Here is a 22,236-nt window from a genome sequence, read left to right as displayed (position 1 = left end):
TGGAAGCTCCTTCGGTGACCAGGAAAGGCGGTCCGGCCGTCTGCCGCGCCGCAATCTTCATCCGCGATCGGGCGGGACGTCCAGCGCCGCCATGGACGGGCGGGTACGGGACTCGTGAGGCCATGTCGCGAAAGCCACTTTCGGGACATCCAGCGTCGCGAAAGTGGCTTTCGCGACACCGGCACGTCACCACCGACCGAGCCTCACCACTCGACCATCAGGCTCGTCAGCCCATAAGCCGGAGTAGTCAGGCGGAACATCGTGTCCTTAGCGGGATCCGCGAGCCTCAAGCCCGGAAAACGCTGCCACAGCAACGTGAAGACCGTCCGCAGTTCGAGCCGCGCCAGCGAAGCGCCGAGACAGTGGTGGATCCCGTGCCCGAACGCCACATGCGGCGCGGGCTCCCGCGTGAGATCGAGCCGGTCCGGATCGGGCACCAGCGCGGGATCGCGGTTCGCCATGGGGAGCGAGCAGAGCACGGTCTCGCCCTCCTTGATCACCTCGTCCCCGATGACGACGTCCTCCATGGCCGTGCGGGGTGTCGGGGCGTACGGGACCGTGAGGTACCGGATCAGCTCGTCGACCGCCCGGTCCGCCGCCTGGCCGTCACCCCGCACCGCGGCGAGTTGTTCGGGATGCCGCAGCAGGGCCAGCACGCCGAGGCCGATCATGCCGGAGATGTTGTCGTCACCGGCCAGCATCACCTGAACGCAGAAACCCCGCAGTTCCTCGTCGGTGGCCTCGTCACCGTGTTCGGCGACGACCGCGCCGATCAGCCCTTCGCCGGGTTCCTCGCGGTTCCTGGCGATCATCGCCAGCAGGTACCGGGAGAACGCCTCGCCGGCGGCCGCCCGTCTCCGCTGGCTCAGCGAGGCGTCGAGATGTCCGTGGCACAGCTTCAGGAACATGGCGCGGTCGTCACGGGGCACCCCGATCAGCTCGCACAGCACCGCTCCCGGCACCTCGTCGGCGACGAGCTCGATCACGTCGGCGGGGGATCCCGCGTCCTCCATGGCATCGAGCCGTTCCGTCACGATCTGCTCGATGTACGGCTCCATGCGCCGCATTTTGCGCAGGGTGAATCCCGGCGTCAGTTTCTGCCGCATCCGGGTGTGCTCGGGCGGGTCGTAGTCCATCAGGTTGCCGACGAGCTCCTGCGGCCGGAAGATGCCCCGCCCGCCGACTTCGTCCTGCTCATGCCACCGGCGCCGGGTGCTGAACCGCTTGTGGTCGCCCAAAACCTGCCGGACGACGGAATGTCCCGCGGCCATCCAGATGGTTTCGGCGTCCGCCCCGGTGCCCACCGTCACCTTCGACAGCGGCCCGGCGGCGCGCAGTTCGTCCGCCGGATCGAGGTCCTGCCTGCGGATGTGCAGCGGGCGCGTGTCCTCACCACTCAACGGGGAGCTCCTCGATGTTGAACGGGGCCGGTTTGCCCGCCACGAACCGCAGTTCCTCTTCCGGGACCGCCAGCCGCAGTGCCGGGAACCGGCGCGCCAGGATCGGCAGCGCCACCCGCAGTTCGAGCCTCGCCAGCGGAGCCCCGACACAGTGGTGGATGCCGTGCCCGAAGGCGAGATGCCCCGGGCTGTTCTCGCGGGTGATGTCGAACTTGTCCCCGAGCGCGCGGTTGACCGTCAGCATCGAACAAGTCAGCACGTCACCGGCGTGGATGTCGTGTCCGGCGATGGTCAGATCGACGAGCGCCGTCCGGGGTGAAGGGGCCTCGACGATCGTCGGGAAGCGGAGGACTTCCTCGGTCGCGCTGTCGACCAGCTCCGGACGCTCGCGCAGCAAGGACAGCTGGGCGGGGTTAGTCGCGAACAGGAGCACCGCCATCGCCAGCTGGGCGGCCATCTGCTCGACCGCCACGATCAGGATCGCCTCGGCGAGCCCCGAAAGTTCCTCGTCGCTGACCTTGTCCCCGTGCTCGCGCACGATGAAACCGATCAGCTCGTCGCCGGGATCACGGCGTTCGCGCGCGGCGAGCTTTTCGCAGTAGTTGACGACGCCGAGGCTCGACTGCGCCCGCTGCTTGGGGATCCGGCTTTCCCGGCTGTCCCGGATCATCCGCGACAGATCGGCCTGATCGTCGCGCGGGACACCGAGGAACTCGCACGCGATGAGCGCCGGGATGGGCCAGCCCGCATACCGGACGAAGTCGATCGGCGAACCCATGCTCTCCAGATCGTCGAGGCCCTCCTCGATGACTTCTTCGACCCGGGGCCGCAACCGCTCGATCCGCCGGACACTGAACGCCCCGGCCACCGTCCCGCGCAGGCGGGTGTGGTCGGGCGGGTCGTAGGCCTGCAGGATCCCCGGCAGGTGGGCGCGGTCCGCCTCGTCGTCGACCGGCCGCATCGAGCTGAACCGCGTGGCGTCGGCGAGGATCTCGCGCACTTCGTCGTATCCGGTGACCAACCATTGCCTGCGGCCGTTCAGCCCGGTCTCCGTGTCATACCGATGCAGCGGGCCTTCCTGGTGCAACGCCCAGAGCTCCGGCGCCGGATCGAGCCGGATCCGCTGATGCGGCAAGGGAACTACCATGATTCTCCTCAGGCTTTCTGGCGCTACCAGTCGAGCAGCAGTGCTTCCACGTCGAACGGTGGTGGTCCGAACTTGAGCTTGCGATCGGGCTCGGCGAGCCTCAGCTTGGGAAAACGCCGGGCCAGCGCGGGAATCGCCTCCCGGAACACCATCTCCGCCAGCGGCCTGCCGAGACAGTGGTGGATACCGTGCCCGAACGAGACGTGCGGCGACTTCTCCCGGGTGATGTCGAATTCGTCGTCCGGCGCGGGGAACTTCGCCCGGTTCGCCCCGAGCAGGGAACACGTGACGGTGTCACCGGCCTTGACGAGACGGCCGCCGATCGTCACGTCCTCCTTCGCGATACGAGGGTGGAGCTTCTCGTCGGTGGTGAGGTACCGGTTCAGCTCTTCCAGCCAGTCCGGGATCGTGTCCGGCTGCTCCCGCAGGATGTCGAACTGCTCCGGGAAATCGACCATCAGCAACGCGCCAGCCGCGAGGAACCGGGCCACCTGGTCGCCACCGGCGCCCATGATGAACGCGGCCACCCCGGCCAGCTCCGCGTCGGTGATCTCGTCGCCGTGTTCGCGCACCACGACCCCGAACAGGTCGTCGCCGGGATCGCGGCGCACGCGGGCGACGGCCTTGTTCATGTACTGCATGTACTTGTTGCCCGCCGCGTTGCGCCGTTTGTCGGTCCGTTCGGTGCGGCTGGCGTGCAGCGTGCGGGACAGGTCCGCCTGGTCGTCCCGCGGGATGCCGAGGAAGTCGCAGGTCGCCGTCGTAGCGATCGCCCAGCCGAAATGCGGGACGAAATCCACCGGGCCGCCCATGTCCTCGATGGTGTCCAAGGCGTCTTCGACGATCTGCGCGACCTCGGGCCGGAACCCCTGCATCCGCCGGATCGCGAACGGCGGGGTGACCAGGCGGCGCAGGCGGGTGTGGTCCGGCGGGTCGTAGTGGGTGAGGAAACCGGGCCAGGCGATACCCGCCGCGGTCCCGCCGTAGATCAGGCGCGCGCTGAACTTGTCCGAGCTGAGGACCTGGCGGACCTCGTCGTATCCGGTGGCCAGCCACGCGGTCCGCCGCTCGCCGTCTTCCTCGGTGCCCAAGGCGGAGAGGGGGCCTTCGGCCATCAGGGCGAGGAGTTCCGCTCCCGGATCGAAGCGGTTCCTCCGGTGGATTTCCAGGCCCTTGACGACGTTGAGCTCCTCGAACACGGCAGTTCCTTTCGCCTCAACCGGCCGTCACGCGCGGGATGATGTTCTCGGCCTGGGCGGACGAGCGTCGAGTTCGTCCAACCATCCGGATCTGGGCGTGCTTCTCGTTCCGGGCCCTCGCCGCTCGCGCCGGAGCGTGTCGCGAAAGCCACTTTCGGGACGTCAGATGTCGCGAAAGTGGCTTTCGCGACACGGTCGCCATCGGCTGTGGGCGGGTCGTCCGACCGCCCGGGCGAAGGGCGCTTTCCCCGCATGCGATGCAGGGAAAGCGCCCTTCGCCGCGTGTTACGCGGGGAAAGTCCCCTTCGCCGAGCTCGTCCAACCGCCCGGATTGAGCGGCTGGACACCCTTCGCTCAGCCGTTGACTTCCGCGATGAGGCTCTTCGGCCGCAGGTCGGTCCAGTTCTCCTCGACGTAGGCGAGGCATTCCTGGCGCGAGGCCTCGCCGTGGACGCGGGTCCAGCCGGCGGGCACTTCGGCGAACGTCGGCCAGAGCGAGTGCTGGCCCTCGTCGTTCACCAGCACCAAAAAGGAACCGTCTTCGTTGTCAAAGGGGTTGCTCATGATCGCTTTTCCTTTCAGGCGCCCGGCCGCGGCCGGAGCTTCTCGGCGACGATGGATCCAATCTGGACCAACGCCGCGGGTTGCACCATGTCGTAATGGTTGGTCGGGATCTCGTGGTGTTCGATCGAGCCGCTGGTGAAGTCCTTCCAGCCGGCGACGGCCTCCGACACGGGCAGGTGCGCCGGCCGGTCCTCGGAAGCCACGAACAGCAGGATGTCGCCGTTGAACGGCGAGGCGGTGTGCTGCGGCCCGACCTTCCAGAGGTTCTTCATGACCGCTTCCAGCCGCTCCCGGGCACCGGGGCCCTGGACCATGCCGCCGGCGAGCTCCAGATCCTGCTGTTTCCGTTTCTGGAGGCCGTCTTCGTCGCGCGCGGCCTCTTCGGTCACCGTGCCGGTCGCGTTCCGTCCCATGTAGACGGGATAGGCGTCGAGCAGGGCGAGCAGGCCGAGCTCTTCCCCGTCGGCTTCGAGCATCGCGGCCATCGCCTGCGCGATCCGGCCGCCGAGCGACCAGCCGAGCAGGTGATACGGCCCGGTCGGCTGCACGGCACGGATGTGCTCGAGGTAGTCGGCCGCCATCTCTTCGACGCTCTCGGGCAGGCGTTCGGTCCGCGCGAGGCCGCGTGCCTGCACGCCGTAGACCGGCTGGTTCGCGGGAAGATGCCGCAGCAGCGGCCCGTAGTTCCAGCTCAGCCCGCCGCTCGCGTGCACGCAGAACAGCGGCGGCCGGTCGCCGCCCGCCTGCAGCGGCAGCAGGATCTCGTAATCACCGGTCTTCACCGAGGTGCTCGATCGCCGCCGTTCCCCCACCACGATCAGGGTCTTGGCCGGGGTCTTGCGGGCGAGCAGGCCGGTATTCAGCATCCGGTGCCCCGGCTCGCCGAACGGGCACGACTCGCCCGTCCTGCCTTCGTCGACCGCCGGTCCGGTGACGTAGAGATCGCCGACGACGCCAGGGGCGACGGGTCGCTTCTGTCCGTCGAGCACCAGCGCGCCGAGCGGACCCAGCTCCGCGACCACCGAAGGCACGTCGCCGGCCCACCGCGCCGGCGCGATCGCCGGACGGCCACGTTCGGTGTCGTCGAGGAAGAGGTCCAGGTCGCTGATCCGCCGCTGGGGATCCTGCGCGACCTGCTCCAGGACGTGGACCAGCCGCCGCGCGACCGATTCCGCCGTCGCCTCGTCGAAAAGGTCGGCGGCGTAACGAAGAGTGCCTTCGAGACCGTCCTCGTTGTCGTCCTCGTCGAGCCGTTCGGTGAGCTTGACCGCGAGGTCCAGTTCCGTGGCCTCGGTTCCGCCGGGTTCGAGGCTGGTGCGCAGGGCGGGCAGTTCCGCCGCGTCCCACGCGCCGATGTCCTCCTCGTCGACCTCCAGTCCCACCTGGAACACGGGGTGGCGGGACAGCGAGGCGGGCAGGTCCAGCAGGTCGGCGATCCGCTCGAACGGGACGTCGAGATGCTGACGCGCGGCCCGGACGGCCTCCTGGACCCGGGTGACGACTTCGAGGAACGTCGGGTCACCGGAAAGGTCCGTGCGCAGGGCGAAGGGCCGCGCGAACGGTCCGATCATCGGTTCGAGATCGATGAGGTCCTCGTCCCGCGCCAGCGTCGTCCCGATCACCAGGTCTTCGCCCGCGCCGAATTTGCTCAGCAGCATGGCGAGCGCGGCGTGCACGACGTGGATCGTGTCGGCGCCGAGCCGTTGCACCGCCTCGGTCAGCCGGTCGTACGGCTCGGCACCCAGCCGCAGCGCGACCGTGCCCGCCCGCCGCGACGGGACGGCCGGACGCGGCCGGTCGAACGGGAGCACCGTCTCCCCTTCGATCCCGGTCAGGGTGTCCCGCCAGAAGGCGACCTGTTCGTTGATCAGGCTGCCTTCTTCGTCCTCGTCCGCGAGCAGCCGCTGCTCCCAGATCGCGTAGTCGGCGAACTGCAGCGCCAGCGGCGCGCGCTCCGGGACCCGGCCCGAACGCCGCGCGCCGTACGCGGCCGCCAGGTCGCGGAAGAACACGTCGAGCGAGTCGTCGTCGGCGAGGATCCGGTGCAGCCGCAGGTGCAGCACGTGTTCCTTGTCCGACAGCGCGAACAGGTCGCAGCGCCAAGGCACCTCACTCGTGAGGTCGAAGACCGACGCGCGCAGCCCGGCGAGCAGACCGGGGAGTTCCTCCTCCGTGGCCGGGATCGGTGACAGCTCGATGGCCGAGGGCTCGTGCACGAACTGCCGGACGTTCTGCGCGTCTCCGGGGAACGTCGTGCGCAGGACCTCGTGCCGGGTCGCGACGTCGCCGAGCGCCGCCGCCAGCGCGGCCACGTCCAGCCTGCCGCGCAGGCGCAGCGCGACCGAGATCTGCAGAGCGGCGGTCTCCTCGCCGGGGCTGGCCAGCAGCCAGGCGCGGAGCTGCCGCGCGGTGAGCGGAACCCGCTCGGGCCGCTCGGCGGGCTCCAGCGCGGGACGGGACTTCGCAGCGAGCGCCCTCGCGACACCGGCGGGCGTCGGCGAGGAGAACAGCTGCCGGATGGGCAGATCCACGCCGATCACCTCGCGGATCCGCGCGATGAGCCGCATCGCCAGCGCCGAACTGCCGCCGAGGTCGTGGAAAGCGTCGTCGACGCCCACGTTGTCGACGCCGAGGATCTCGGAGAACAGCTCGCAGAGCACCTTCTCGGATTCGCTCTCCGGCGCCTTCTCCGACGCGCGGCCCGCGAGATCCGGGGCGGGCAAGGCCCGGCGGTCCACCTTGCCGTTCGGCGTGACCGGCAGTCCGGGCAGCGCGACGACCGCCATCGGGACCATGTACGCGGGCAGCACCAGGCCCATCTGACGCCGGATCTCCTCCGGGCCCGCGTCACCGCCGTCGGAGACGAAGTAGCCCACCAGCCGCTTCTCCCCCGGCTGGTCCTCGCGCGCCATGACGACGGCCTCGACCACGCCCGGCTGGGCCGCCAGCACGGATTCGACCTCGCCCAGTTCGACCCGGTAGCCGCGGATCTTCACCTGGTCGTCGGCGCGTTCGAGGAACACGACCTCGCCGTCGCGGGTCCAGCGCGCCAGGTCGCCGGTGCGGTACATACGTTCGCCGGGGACGAACGGGCACGCCACGAAACGCTCGGACGTGAGGCCCGGGCTGTCGAGGTATCCGCGTGCCAGCCCCGTTCCCGCGATGTACAGCTCGCCCGCCACACCCGGCGCGACCGGCCGCAGGAACGCGTCGAGGAGGTAGATCCGCCGGTTCGTCATGGGGTGGCCGATCGGCAGTTCCCGGTCGACGACGTCGCCGGGTTCGATCGGGAGCCACGTCGCGCACAGCGTGGTCTCGGTCGGCCCGTAGGTGTTGCGCACGCGCAGGTTCGGCTGAGCCCGCCGCAGGTTCTCGACGGACTGCGCGGGCACGATGTCCCCGCCGGTGCCGATTTCGACCAGGCCCTCGAAGCACTCCGGCGACGTTTCCGCGAGCGCGCGGAAGGTTCCGGCGGTGAGGTGCACGTAGTTCGCGCCGCGGGCGACGGCCTGCCGCACTCCGGCCGCGTCGAGCACGCCCGGCTCGGTGAGCAGGACACGGGCGCCCGTCGAAAGCGGCACCCACATCGCGTACAGCGAGGGGTCGAAGACGTGCGTCGCGTGCATGAGCACGCCGTCGCCGGGGCCGATCTGCCAGCCGTGATCGCCGGCCAGACCCGCGACGCCGCCGTGCGGGATCCCCACGCCCTTGGGCAGGCCGGTGGATCCGGAGGTGTACATGACGTACGCCAGGTCGTCCGCGCTCGGCCGGAATTCCGGTGCCGTGGCGGGGAAAGCGTCGATGGCGGCCCACGTTTCCGGCGCGTCGAGGACGATCGTGTCCTTCGGGACGACGCCGCTGGTGGCCTGCGTGCACAGGACGATCGAGACCGTGGAGTCGTCGAGGATGAACGCGATCCGCTCGGCCGGGTACTCGACGTCCACCGGCACGTACGCGGCGCCCGCCTTCCAGATCGCCAGGAACGCGATGAGCAGATCGGGCGACCGCTCCATCGCCACACCGACGCGGTCACCGCGGCCGACACCACGGTCGGCGAGGTACGCGGCCAACCGGTTCGAGGCCTGATCGACCTCGGCGTAGGTGAGATCCGCGCCCGCGGCGTCGGTGATCGCCACCGCCTCGGGCGCCTCGGCGACCCGCCGCGCGAACAGTTCGACGACGGAGTCGCCCGGCACGGGACCCTCGGTCGCGTTGAATTCGTTCACCACCAAGGAGCGTTCGGCCTCGCTCAGCAGCGTCAGGCGGCCGACGAGGACGTCGGGCTCGGCGACCAGCCGTTCCAGCACGCGGGCGAGCGCACCGACGACCGATCCGGCGACCGTCTCGTCGAACAGGCCGCGGTCGTAGTCGAGGATGAGCGGCATCTGCTCACCCGGACCGGTGACCAGGGTGAACGGGTAGTGCGAGGAATTGCGCCCACGCTTGACCGGGCGCAGGGTCAGGCCGTCGTGCGCCTGGCCGAGCCCCTTTCGGGGGAAGTTCTCGTAGATGACGAGCGTGTCGAAGACCGCGCCGGGTCCGACGACGGCCTGCACGTCCTGGAGACCGAGGTGCTGGTGGGCCATGAGGGCAGACTGGTCGCGCTGCAGTTCGGCGAACAGGTCGACCGCTCGCCGGGCGCCGTCGAGCCGGACCCGCACCGGCAGGGTGTTGAGCAGCTGGCCGACCATCGACTCGACACCCGCCAATTCGGCGGGACGGCCCGAAGCGGTCGCGCCGAACACCACGTCGGTCCGCCCGGCGAGCTGCGAGAGCACGACGGCCCACGCGCCCTGCACGACCGTGTTCAGCGTGAGGTCGTGGCTCCGCGCCAGATTCGCCAGCCCGTCGGTGAGTTCCGTGGAGAGCTCGACGATCGTGGTGTCGATCTCCGGCACCCGGCCGGGATCGGCGGGCGCCACCGCGGTCGGCGTGTCGAGCCCGGCGAACTCCTCGCGCCAGGCCGCACGGGCGATTTCCTTGTCCTGCTTGCCGAGCCAGGCGAGATAGTCCCGATAGGACACTGTGGGCGGGAGCCCGGACGCGTCCCCGCCCGCGGCGTAGATCGCGGCGAGTTCGCGGTGGATGATCGGCATCGACCAGCCGTCGGTCAGCACGTGGTGCAGGGTGTGCACGAGCCGGTGGCGGTCCGGGCCGAGCCGGATCAGGTGCAGCTTCATCAGCGGCGCCACCTCGATGCGGAGCCGCTCGGCCAGCTCGTCCGCGGCCAGCCGGTCGACCTCGCTGTCGAGGATCTCCTCCGGCAGCCCGGTGAGATCCGTTTCACGCCAAGGGATCTGCGCGTCCCGCGTGATGACCTGCACCATCTGCGCGCCGCTGACGTAACGGAAACAGGCCCGCAGCGCGGCGTGCCGGTCGACGAGTGCCTGCCACGTCGCCCTCAGCAGCGCGGCGTCGAGCGGGCCGTCGATGTCGTAGACGGTCTGCACGGTGTAAGTGTCGGGCCCCTCGTCGTCGAGGGCGGTGTGATAGAGCATTCCCTCCTGCAGCGGGGAAAGAGGCCAGACGTCCTCCACGCTGGAACGCGGTTTCGCGCGAGTGTCGTCAACGGTCACGATCTGCTCCTTGGTGGGTGGTCGAGTGAACTCGCGTTTCGTGTCTGATCACGAGAATCCGGCCTCGAGTTGGTCCAGCTGGTCGGCGGAAAGCGCGACGAGCGAGCCTCCGGCGGGTTCCGGTTCCGGGGCGGTCTCGCCTTCGGCCGGGATCTCCTTGACGAGCGTCGCCAGCCGTTCCGGTGTCTTCTCTTCGAACACCTGCCACGGGCTCAGTTCCAGCCCTTCGCGGCGGGCGCGGGCCGACAGCTGCATCGAGATGATCGAGTCGCCGCCGAGTTCGAAGAAGCTGTCGTCGGGCCCGACCTGCTCCAGGCCGAGCACCTCCGCGAACAGCTCGCACAGCTTCGCCTCCATGGCCGTGCGCGGGTCGCGACCGGAGGACAGGCCGGAGAAGTCGGGCGCCTGGAGCGCCCGGTGGTCGAGCTTGCCGTTCGGGGTGAGCGGCATCTTCTCCAGCGCCACGAACGCCGCGGGCATCATGTACTCCGGCAGCCGCCCGGCCGCCATCTCGCGCAGCACCGAGGTGAGCGAGCCGTCGGCCTCGTCGGCGGGCACGACGTAGGCCACCAGCCGTTTGTCACCCGGCCCGTCCCGATGGACGGCGACCGCCACCTGGGCGACGCCCGGATGTTCGGCCAGCACGTTCTCGATCTCCGCGGGCTCGACCCGGTAGCCGCGCACCTTCACCTGCGCGTCGACGCGGCCGACGAAGATCAGCTCGCCGTCGGGATCCCAGCGGAACCGGTCGCCGGAGCGGTACATGCGCTCGCCCGGGGTGAACGGGTCGGCGACGAACCGTTCCGACGTCAGCCCCGGCCGTCCGAGATACCCGCGGGCGAGTCCGGCGCCCGCGATGTACAGCTCGCCCGCCACGCCCGGCGGCACCGGCTGCAGGTACGCGTCGAGGATGTAGTGCTTCACGTTCCGGATCGGGCCGCCGAGCGGCACGACCTCGTGGCCCGGTGACAACGGGGCGCTCATGGTCGAGCAGATCGTCGTCTCGGTCGGGCCGTACGCGTTGATGAACCGGCGGCCCGGCGACCAGCGGTCGACCAGCGCGGGGGTGCACACCTCGCCGCCGGTCAGGACGCCGCGCAGGGTGTCCGGCAGATCCTCCTCGACCGCCAGCACACTCGGCGACACCGTGAGATGAGTGATCCCCCACCGCCGCAACGCGTCGCCCAGCGTCACCCGCGGCGGCATAGTCTCGGCGTCGGCCAACACCAGCGTCGCGCCGGCCAGCAGGGACATGTACAGCTCCGAAACGATGGCGTCGAAACCGATCGCGGACAACTGCAGGACCCGCGAGGACGCCGTCACGCCCAGGCGTTCGATATGCGCGGTCGCCAGGTTCCCGAGCCCGGAATGAGTGACCTGGACGCCCTTCGGCACCCCGGTCGACCCGGACGTGTAGATCACGTACGCCGCGTCGGCCGCCTTCACCGACGGCAGCACGACTGACGGATCCGCGGTGGGAAGTTCGTCCAGCAGCAGGATTTCTCCGTCGAACTTCGACGGCACGACCGCTCGGGTCGCCGCCGTGCACACCAGGACTTCCGGCGCCGAACTGGTCAGCATCAGCTCGATCCGCTCGGCCGGATAGTCCGGGTCGACCGGGACGAACGCCCCGCCCGCGAACGTCACGCCCATCATGGTCACCACGAGTTCGGCCGACCGCTCGACCAGCACCCCGACCCGGGTCTCCCGCCGGACACCCAGCCCGACGAGCAACCGCGCCAGCGTTTCGACCTCGTCGAGCAGCCCGCCGAAGGTCAGAGTCCGCTTCGCGTCCTCGATCGCCACCGCGTCGCGCGACCGCTCCACCTGACGGCGGAACAACACCGGCAGGGCCTCGGCCTCGAACGGCACCTCGGTCCGGTTCCACTCCTCGATCACCAGACGGCGCTGCTCCGGCCCGATCAGCGCGACCCGCCCGACCGGCACCCGCGGCTCGGTCACCACCTGGTCGAGCGCCCGGATGATCGACGCGACGATCTCCTCGATCCGGTCCCGGCCGAACACGTCCGGCCGGTAGATGACCTCGCCGTGGACGCCGCCGCCCTCGGACGCGCGGATGGACAGCGGATAGTGCCCGGTGTCGTCCGGGATCCCCGCCGGGCGCAGGGCGAGGACGTCGGGATCGTCGGACGGCGGGGGCGGCGGCGGGTAGTTCTCGAACACCACGATCGTGTCGAAGGCCGCGCCGGGACCGGCGAGCTGGTTGATCTCGGTCAGTCCGACGTGCTGGTGCGGCATCAGCGCGACCTGGCGTTCCTGGAGATCCGTAAGCATTTCGAGGAACGGCTGGGCGCCGGTGAGCCTGGCGCGGACCGGCAGCATGTTCATGAACAGGCCGACCGCGGATTCGACACCGGGGATCTCGACCGGCCGTCCGGCCACCGTGGTCCCGAAGACGACGTCCTCGCGACCGGTCAGCCTGGCCAGCAGAAGTGCCCACACGCCTTGGAAAAGCGTGTTCGTCGTGACGCCGTGCCGCCGGGTGAACTCCATCAGACGGCCGCTGAGGTCGTCGTCGAGTTCGAAGCGGACGCGGTCCGGCTCGATGGGCACGGCGATCGTGTCCGGCGAAACGACGTGGGTCGCCTCGTCGAGCCCGGCGAGTTCGGTCCGCCACGCCTCTTTCGCGGCCGCCGTGTCCTGACGGGAAAGCCAGGCGAGGTACTCCCGGTACGACGTCGGCGCGGGCAGCGTCCGGCCGTCTTCGTACGCTGCCATCACTTCGCCGAGGAAGACCGGAAGCGACCAGCCGTCGGCGGAGATGTGGTGCGACCGGAGCACCAGCCGGTGCCTGCGCTCGGTGAACCGCACCAGGTGCAGATGCAGCAGCGGCGCCTTCGCCAGGTCGAACCGCTCGGCGTGGGATGCCGCCGCGAGCCGCTCGAATTCCGCCAGCGCCTCGTCCTCGGGCAGGTGGGACAGGTCGGTTTCCTGCCACGGCACCGGAACATCGCGGACGACGGCCTGGACGGCGGTCCCGGAGCCGAGGCGGTGGAAACCCGCCCGCAGCGCGGGATGCCGGTCGAGCAGGGTCTGCCACGACGCGCGGAACCGGGCGACGTCCAGCGGGCCGTCGAGGATGATGTCGCGGATACCGGCGTAGACGTCCGGGCCGCGCTCGTCGACCGCGTGGAACAGCAACCCTTCCTGCAGCGGCGAAAGCGGCCAGATGTCGTGCAGGCTCGGCACGAGGGCTTCGACGCCGGCCACTTCCTGCTGCGTCAGCGTGATGAGCGGGAAGTCCGACGGCGTGTGTCCTCCCGCGCCGCCCTCGGTGTGGATGGCGAGTCTGGTCAGCATGTCCAGCCACGCCTGGCCGAGCGCCTCCGCGTCGGCTTCCCCGAGCAGGCGTTCCGCCCAGGTCAGAGTCAGCGTGATCTCCCCGTCGAGCACGACCGCGTCGATCTCGACGGCGTGCCTCAGCGGCAGGTCGTCCTCCGCCGTGCCGCCGATGGTCCCGGCCAGCTGCCAGGGTTCCGCGTCGCCCTCGGGCCGGGGCGAGAACCGCCCGAGGTAGTTGAACCCGATCTCCGGCGACGGCAGCGCCGCGAGCACCTTCCCGGTCTCGTCGTCGAGATACCGCAGCATCCCGTAGCCGAGCCCGCCGTCGGGCACGGCTCGCACGTTCTCCTTGACCTGCTTCAGCAACCGACCAGGTGTGTCCGCCCCGGCGGTGTCCAACCTGAGCGGATGGACATCGGTGAACCAGCCGAGCGTCCGTGACAGGTCCATCCCGTCGAGGGGCTGACGGCCGTGGCCTTCGACGTCCACCACGACGGCGGTGCCGCCACGCCACTGGGTGACCGCACCGGCGAGGGTGGCCAGCAGCACCTCGTGGACGCCGCAGTGGAACGCCGTGGTGGCCTTCTCGGCGAGCACGCTCGCGCGGTCCCGCGGCAAGGTCCACGACTTGCGTCCGGAGGTCGCGATGGTGTCGCGCCGGGGATCGAGTTCACCGATCCGCGCCTGCGCGCCGTCGAGGATTTCCTTCCACAGTTCCAATTCCCCGGTCCGCGACGCCGCCTGGCCTGCCAGCGTCCGCGCCCAGCGCCGGAACGAAACGGGCGGCGGGTCGAGCACCGGTTCCTCGCAGGCCGCTTGCAGATCCGCCAGCAGGACACGCCACGACACGACGTCGACCGCGAGGTGATGGGCGGCCAGCACGAGCCGTCCCTCGGATCCCGCGTCCACCCACACGGCCTGGAACATCACGCCCGCGACGGGGTCGAGCCGTCCGGCTGCCTCCCGTGCGTGGCGTTCCGCGATTTCGTCCAGGGCACCGTCTCCGGCTTCGACCCGCTGGAGCAAGGTCGCCGCGTCGACGGTTCCCCGCTCGGCCACGACCAGACCCGACTCGGTGACCCGGCTCCGCAGCAGGTCATGGGTGTCGATCACCACACGCAGCCCAGCCGTCAGCTTCGTCTCCGTCAGGTCGCCGGGCACACCAGCCGTCACCCACTGCGCCAGCGCGCCCCGCGACATCGCGCCGGGATCGCGTTCGAGCAGCGCCCGCACGACCGGCGTCCACGGCACCTCGCCGACACCGTCGGCGACCTCGGGCTGCCGCACACCGCCGCGTTCGGCGACCGCCGCGATCCCCGCGGGGGTCTTCTGCTCGAAGACCTGCTTGGCACCGAAGACGAAATCCTCGCGCCGGGCGCGGGCGGCCAGCCGCATCGAAAGGATCGAGTCGCCACCCAGTTCGAAGAAGCTGTCGTCCGCGCCGACCCGGTCCAGCCCGAGGATCTCGGCGAACAGACCGGTCAGCACCCGTTCGGCCTCGGTCCGCGGCTCCCGGCCTGCCGGTTTCGCGGCGAAGTCGGGCGCGGGCAGGGCCGCGCGGTCGATCTTTCCGTTGGGCGTCAAGGGGAAGGTGTCCAGCACCAGCACCACCGCCGGCACCATGAACTCCGGCAGCCGATCCGCGAGCCGCGCGCGGACCGTCTCGGAGTCCAGACCCGATTCCGCGGTGACGTAGGCGATCAGCCGCTTCTCGCCAGGACGTTCTTCCCGCGCCACCACGACCGCCTGCGCGACGTCGGGCAGTGCGGTCAGCGCCGCCTCGATCTCGCCCGGTTCGACGCGGTAGCCGCGGATCTTCACCTGGGAGTCGGCCCGGCCGCCGAACAGCAGCTCGCCGTCGCCGGTCCAGCGCGCGAGGTCCCCGGTGCGGTACATCCGCTCACCGGCCGCGAACGGGTTCGCGACGAAGCGCTGCGCCGTCGCGCTCGCGGCGCCCAGATAACCGTCTGCCAGACCGGCGCCGGCGAGGTACAGCTCACCGGTCACGCCCGGCGCCACCGGCTGGAGGAACGCGTCGAGCACGTACGCCTGCCTGCCGGCCAGCGGTCCGCCGATCGGCAGGACACTGCCCGTTTCGGCGCCGGGTTCGAGGACGAGCCACGTGGCGCAGAGGGTGATCTCGGTGGGGCCGTACAGCTGACGGAACCGGACGTCCGGGCAGGCGCGGCGCATCCGCTCGACGGAGGCGAGCGGCACCGCGTCGCCGCCGGTCAGGATCTCCCGCAGGCCGGTGAAGGATTCCGGCGCTTCCTCGGCCACCACCCGGAAGGTCCCGGCGGTCAGGTGGATGGTGGTGACACCGCGTTCGACCGCTTCCCGCACCCGCTGCGCGTCGACCGCGCCCGGTTCCGCGACCACCACGGCGGCCCCGCTCACCAGCGGCACCCAGATCTCGACCAGCGACGCGTCGAACGCGTGGGAAGCGTGCAGCAGCACGCGATCGCCGGGGCCCTGCGACCAGCCCGGGTCACCCGCGAGCGCCGCGACACTGCCGTGCGGCACCGAAACACCCTTCGGTACGCCGGTCGATCCCGACGTGTACATCACGTAAGCCGTGTCGTGCGCGCCGACGACGACCGGCGGCGCCGCGTGCTCCGTCGCGCCCATGACGACCGGCTCGACGCCGTCCGGCACCGAATCGCGGCTCGCCGCCACGCAGATCGCCAGCGCCGCACCGGAATCGGCCAGCATCCGCTCGATCCGTTCCGCGGGATAGTCCACGTTCACCGGGACCTGCGCCGCACCGGCCTTCCAGACCGCGAGCAGCGCGATGAGCAGATCCGCGCCGCGGTCCATCACGACGCCGACGCGGTCACCGCGCCGGACACCCCGCGCGGCCAGATACCCGGCCAGCCCATCGGACTCCCGGTCGAGTTCGGCGTAGGACAGCGTGCGTTCCCCATCGACGACCGCTACCGCGTCCGGGGATTCGGCGGCCCGCCGCCGGAACAGCTCCGGCACCGTGACACCCGTCGTCGCCTCGCCCGTCGCGTTCCACCGCTCCACCACGGATTCGCGCGCCGGTTCGCTGGTCACACCGAGGCGGCCCACGGGAAGCGAAGCCTCCGCCGACACCCGCTCCAGGACCCGCACGACCTGCCTGGCGACCTCCGCCGCCGTTCCGGCGTCGATCCGGTCGGGCCGGTAGGCCAGGCGGATCAGCAGGCTCTTGCCGGGCGAAACGCTCATGGTCAGCGGATAACCGGTGCCGGTCCTGGTCTCGACGGCGCTGATCGCGACACCGCCGTCGTCACCGAGACCGTCGGCGTCGTGCGGGTAGTTCTCGATCATCACGATGGTGTCGAAGACCGCGCCCGCCCCCGCCGCGCGCTGTACCTGCGAGAGCCCCAGGTACTGGTGCTCGGTCAACGCGGACTGCCGGGCCTGCAGATCCTGGAGCATTTCCAGCACCGGCAGGTCGCCGTCGAGGCGCACGCGGACCGGGACGGTGTTGATGAACATCCCCACCATCTGCTCCACGTCCGGCACGTCCGCGGGTCGCCCGGACACGACCGTCCCGAACACGACGTCCGTCCGGCCGGCCAGCCGCGTCAGCACCAGCGCCCACGCGCCCTGCACGATCGTGCTCAACGTCAGGCCGTGACCGCGGGCGAAACCGGTGAGCGCGCGCGTCGCCGCTTCGGGCAGCGATTCGGCGTGCTCACCCGGTACGACCATCGCCTTGTCCGCGTCGGCGTCCACCACGGTCGGCTCGTCGGAACCGGCGAGTTCGGCCCGCCACGCCGCCTGCGTCGCCTGCTCGTCCTGGCGGCTCAGCCAGGTCAGGTAGTCCTTATAGGACGGTGACTTCGACGGGGCTTGCCCGCCCGCGTACGCGATCGAAACCTCACCCAGGACGAGCGGTGTGGACCAGCCGTCCAGGAGGACGTGGTGCGACGTCAGCACGAACCGATGCCGCACCGGGCTGAGCTTGATCAGCATCAGCCGGAGCAGCGGCGCCTTGGTCACGTCGAAGCGCTCCGCCTGGTCCTCGGCGAGCAGCCGTTCGATCTCCGCTGCCGCGTCCGCCTCTCCGACGTGCGAGAGATCGACCTCGCGCCAAGGGATTTCCGCTTCGGCGGCGACGACCTGTACCGGCTCGCCGGAGGCCAGCTGGTGAAAACCCGTCCGCAGCGTCTCGTGCCGCGCGACCACCTGGTTCCACGCGGCGCGCAGCCGACCGGCGTCGAGCGGCCCGTCGAGGTCGAGGATCCGCTGGCTCTGATAGACGTCGACGCCGTCGTCGGCGATGGCCCGTTCGAACAGCATGCCTTCCTGCAGCGGCGAAAGCGGCCAGATGTCGGTCAGCCCCGGTGTCGCGGCTTCCAGCTCGGTCACGTCCTGCTGCGCCAGTTCGACGAGCGCGAAGTCGGACGGCGTGTGCCCACCGGCGGCGGGATCGGCGGCGAGCGCCTTCAACGTTGCCAGCCAGGCCTCGCCGAGGCGTTCCACCGTGGCGGGGTCGAGATCCCGGCCGTCGATGGCGAGCCCCAGCCGGGGTCCGTCCGGCGTGTCCTGGACCTCCGCGCCGACCTCGACGGGGTGGGCCAGGATCATGTCCGGCCCGCCGCCGAGCGGTCCTTCACCCGCCGGCTGCCACGCCCTGTCCTTGGCGGAAAGGCTTGTCCGGCCGAGATAGTTGAAGCCGATCTGCGCGGACGGCAGCTCCGCGAGCCTGGCGCCGGTGTCGGGGTTGAGGTAACGCAGGAGCCCGTAGCCGAGCCCGTCACCGGGAACGGCGCGGATCTGTTCCTTGGCGGTCTTCAGCAACTCTCCGGGGCCGACATCGAAACGCACCGGGTGGACGCTGGTGAACCAGCCGACGGTACGCAGCAGGTCCTCGCCGTCGGCGGCCTCACGGCCGTGGCCTTCGACGTCCACCAATACCGCGCCGCCGGTCCCGCGCAACCGCGTCACCGCACCTGCGAGCCCGGCCAGCAGGACGTCCTGGATCCCGCAGTGGAAGGCGCCAGGCAACCGGGTGAGCAGGTCGTTCGCCACCTCGCAGGATACCGTCGCGGACCACGAGTGCGTCTTGCCCGGGCTCAGGTCCACGGCCGGTTCCGCACCGTCGAGGAGGGCGATCCAGCGTTCGGTTTCGGCCACGGTGCGCTCGTCGCGCGCCTGCTCGGCCAGCCGCCGCGCCCACTGCCGGTACGACGTCGCCACCGGTTCGAGCGCCGCGTCTTCGTAGGCCGAGCGCAGATCCGGCAGGATGATCCCCCACGACACCGCGTCGACGGCCAGGTGATGCGCCACCAGCGCCAACCGGCCCTGCCCGGTTTCCGGGGAGTCGATCCACACCGCGCGCAGCATGGTCCCGGCCGCCGGGTCCAGCGCGGCCGTCGCCTTGCGGACCTCGCGTTCGGCGGCCTCGTCCAGGTTCTCGGCGACGACCCGCGTCACGAGGGCGGCCGCGTCCACCGATCCCGGCTCAGGCACGATCAGCCGTCCCGATTCCACCCGTGCCCGCAGCAGATCGTGCGTGTCCAGCACGGCTTGCAGGGCCTTGACCAGCGCTTTCTGGTCGAAGTCCTCGGGGGTGATGATCACCCGTGCCTGCGCGAAGCCGGGGCGCGCGGCGTTCTCGCCCAGAGCGAGCATCACCGGTGTCATCGGGATCTCGCCGACACCAGTGTCCACAGTGGAGGGTCTTGCCGGGGCTTCCTTGGCCAGCGCCGCGAGCCGCTCGGGCGTCCGGTGCTCGAATACCAGCCGCGGCGTCAGGGAGATCCCCTCCCGCCGGGCGCGAGCGGCCACCTGCATCGACGAGATCGAGTCGCCGCCCAGCTCGAAGAAGCTGTCTTCGACGCCGACCCGTTCCAGCCCGAGGACGTCGGCGAAAACTCCACAAAGGACTCGCTCGTCCTCGGTCGCGGGCTCCCGGCCCGCCACCTTCGCGGAGAAGTCCGGCTCGGGAAGCGCCTGCCGGTCCACCTTCCCGTTGACGGTCAACGGAAGCTCGTCCAGTACCAGGATCGCGGCCGGGACCATGAACTCGGGCAGCGTCTCGGCGAGCTGCCCGCTCAGGCGCGCCGGATCGAGATCCTGCCCCGCTTCGGGCACGGCGTACCCGATCAGCTGCTCACCACGGGCGATCACCACGGCCTGGGCGACGCCGGGCAGCCGGGCGAGCGCGACCTCGATCTCCCCGGGCTCCACCCGGTAGCCGCGAATCTTCACCTGGTCGTCGGCGCGGCCGGCGAACGCCAGCGTGCCGTTCTCCGTCCAGGAAGCCAGGTCCCCGGTCCGGTACATGCGCCCGCCGGGCACGAACGGATCCGCGACGAAGCGCTCCGCCGTCAGCGTCGAACGGCCCAGATAGCCTTGCGCCACACCGGCTCCGGCGACGTACAGCTCACCCGGCAATCCCTGGGGAACAGGCCGCAGGAACGCGTCGAGGACGTACACGCGCCGTCCCGCGAGCGGACGGCCGATCGGCAGCACCGACCCCATCTCGTCGCCGGGTTCGAGCAGCCACCACGTCGCGCACAGCGTGGCCTCGGTGGGCCCGTAGAGATGCCGCACCCGCACGTCCGGGCAAGTCCGCCGCACCCGCTCGACCGCCGCGGGCGGCACCGCGTCGCCCCCGGTCAGCACCTCGCGCAGCCCGGCGACCGATTCCGGCGCTTCCTCGGCCAGCACCCGGAAACTCCCGGCCGTCAGGTGGGCGGCCGTGACCCCGGCCGCCACATAACCGGCCAGCGCCGGGCCGTCCACCGCGCCCGATCCGGCGAGCACCACCCGGGCACCCGACAGCAGCGGCACCCACATCTCGAACAGGGAGATGTCGAAAGCGTGCGAGGCGTGCATCAGCACCGCGTCGCCGGGACCGACGTCCCAGCCCGGCTCTCCTACCAGTGCCGCGACGTTTCCGTGCGACACCGCGACACCCTTGGGCATGCCCGTCGAGCCCGACGTGTACATCACGTACGCGACGTCGTCCACCGTGGCGCCGATCGACAGCCGAGCGGACTCCGCGACCGCCCGCCGGGTCTCCGGATCGTCGACGACGATCGGTTCCAGACCGCCGTCCAGGACGGCGTCCCGATGCGCTTCCGTGCACACGACCGCCGACGGCTCGGCGTCCGCCAGCATGAACTTCACGCGTTCCGCCGGATACGCGGGGTCCAGCGGGATGTACGCCGCTCCCGCCTTCCACACCGCGAGCAGCGTCGCGATCAGGTCGGGCGACCGGTCCATCACCACGGCGACCCGGTCGCCGCGCCGGACTCCCTTGCCGCTCAAGTACCACGCGAGCCGCTCGGCGCACTCGGCCAGTTCTCCGTACGACAGCGTTTCGTCACCGGCGACGACGGCGACCGCGCTTTCGTCCTGACGCGAGAACAGATCGGGCGCCAGTACATCCGGTGCCGGCTCGGCTGAGACACCCCACTGACCGACCGTTTCGCGCTCGGCCGCGCTCGACACGTCGATGTCGGCGACGGCAAGGTCACCCGACAGTTGCCGCAGCACGCCGGTGAATCGCTCGACGACGGCGCGCGCGGCGGCCTCGTCGTACAGATCCGTCAGGTAGTCGAGTTTGACGAGCATCGACTCGCCGGGGACGGCGACCAGCGTCAGCGGGTAGTGGGCCGCCTCCTGGCCCTGGTGCACGCGAATGCCGAAGGGCGCGGCGGAATCCGGCCCGCCGAGCTCACGCGGGAAGTTCTCGAAGACGATCATGGTGTCGAAGCTCGCGCCGGGTCCGGCCGCCTGCTGGATGTCCGCCAGCCCGACGAACTGGTCGGGAATCAGCGCCGACTGGCCCCTCTGCAACTCCGCCAGCATTTCGACGACCGGCGCCGAGCCGCGCAGCCGCGCGCGCACCGGGACGGTGTTGAGGAAAAGCCCCACCATCCCTTCCACACCGGGAAGATCCGGCGGGCGCGCCGAAACGACCGCGCCGAACACGACGTCCGTGCGGCCGGTCAACTGCGCGAGCACCATCGCCCACGCGCCCTGCACGACCGTGTTCAGCGTCAATCCGTTGCGGCGGGCCAGGTCTTCCAGCGACCGGGTGAGCTCCGACGGCAGCTCGACCGTGACGCTCTCGGGAATTCCGGGCGCGCGTCCCGGATCCGCGGGCGCCACCAGCGTCTGCGCTTCGAGGTCGCCGAGTTCCTTCGTCCAGGCCGCGAGCGCCTTCGTCTTGTCCTGACGGCTCAGCCACGCGAGATATTCGCGGTACGGCGTCACTTCCTGCAGCTCCGCCGCCGCGTACAGCGCCGACAGCTCGTCGAACACGATGGGCAGCGACCAGGCGTCCATGATCGCGTGATGGCAGGTGACCACCAGCCGGTGGCTGTCGTTGCCGAGCCGGATCAACGTCAACCGCAGCAACGGCGCCGTCGCGAGGTCGAACCGTTTCGTCCGGTCCTCCTCGGCCAGCTCCCGCACGGCCGCGTCGGGGTTTTCGAGGTGGGACAAGTCGATCTCGCGCCACGGCAGGTCCACCTGCCTCGCGATGATCTGCACCGTCTCACCCGATTTGCGCTGCCGGAAACAAGCCCGCAGCGACGCGTGCCGCGCCAGCAGCGCCTCCCACGCCGCGCGCAGCCTCGCCGCGTCGACCGGCCCGTCCAGCTCCAGGATCCAATGTCCGATGTAGACGTCGAGCCCTTCACCGTCGTAGACCGCGTGGAAGACCAGCCCTGCCTGCAACGGCGACAGCGGCCAGATGTCCTCGATCCGCGACTGAGCCATCAATATCTCCCTCGATCAGCGAAGTTCTTCGGCGAATCCCGTCCTGCGCGAAGTCGAGGCGCCGACGTCGAATGCGGCATGTCCCCCCACCGAATCGTCGCCCGAAGGGCCGACCCGGACAACATGTCCAACGGGCCCCGTTTCCGCCGTGAACGCGGGGGTGTGTGGAAATAGGGACGTTGAGTGTCCCTATTTCCACACACCCCCTACTGAACGTCAGCGCACCCGGCGACGCCAGGAGCGAAGGGGACTTTCCCCGCGTCCGATGCGGCGAAAGTCCCCTTCACGCCAGCTCACCCCGGCCGGGGTGTTGCGAAAGC

The 22,236-nt window shown here is 70.5% G+C and carries 6 protein-coding genes; all 6 read right to left on the bottom strand.

The genetic code is table 11. From position 1 onward, the window contains the following. Window positions 1-203 precede the first annotated feature (203 nt). The gene (locus tag DMH01_RS30555) at window positions 204-1,400 is read right to left on the bottom strand and encodes a cytochrome P450 (protein ID WP_125680819.1); all 1,197 of its coding nucleotides are present in this window, start codon (window positions 1,398-1,400) and stop codon (window positions 204-206) included. Beyond that, window positions 1,390-2,547 carry a cytochrome P450 gene (locus DMH01_RS30550; protein WP_125680817.1) on the bottom strand — a complete coding sequence of 386 codons (1,158 nt, stop codon included), beginning with the start codon at window positions 2,545-2,547 and terminating at the stop codon, window positions 1,390-1,392. Before DMH01_RS30550 ends, DMH01_RS30555 begins: the two co-directional genes overlap by 11 nt. Window positions 2,548-2,570: 23 nt before the next feature. Then, entirely contained in the window at window positions 2,571-3,746 is a 1,176-nt protein-coding gene (locus DMH01_RS30545; RefSeq protein ID WP_125680815.1) for a cytochrome P450, read from the bottom strand. Window positions 3,747-4,100: 354 nt separating this feature from the next. After that, window positions 4,101-4,310: an MbtH family protein gene (locus tag DMH01_RS30540; RefSeq protein ID WP_034313535.1), complete on the bottom strand. Its 210-nt coding sequence runs from the start codon at window positions 4,308-4,310 to the stop codon at window positions 4,101-4,103. A gap of 14 nt (window positions 4,311-4,324) precedes the next feature. Next, complete coding sequence (locus tag DMH01_RS30535) at window positions 4,325-9,886, bottom strand: non-ribosomal peptide synthetase (protein ID WP_125680813.1); 5,562 nt, start codon at window positions 9,884-9,886, stop codon at window positions 4,325-4,327. A gap of 48 nt (window positions 9,887-9,934) precedes the next feature. After that, window positions 9,935-21,916 carry a non-ribosomal peptide synthetase gene (locus tag DMH01_RS30530; protein ID WP_125680811.1) on the bottom strand — a complete coding sequence of 3,994 codons (11,982 nt, stop codon included), beginning with the start codon at window positions 21,914-21,916 and terminating at the stop codon, window positions 9,935-9,937. Between the last annotated feature and the right edge of the window lie 320 nt (window positions 21,917-22,236).

This window comes from Amycolatopsis sp. WAC 04182 (genome assembly GCF_003947465.1).
Taxonomy (GTDB): domain Bacteria; phylum Actinomycetota; class Actinomycetes; order Mycobacteriales; family Pseudonocardiaceae; genus Amycolatopsis.
The sequence above is the reverse complement of the archived record's forward strand: the minus strand, read 5'-3'. Positions and strand labels throughout refer to the sequence as shown.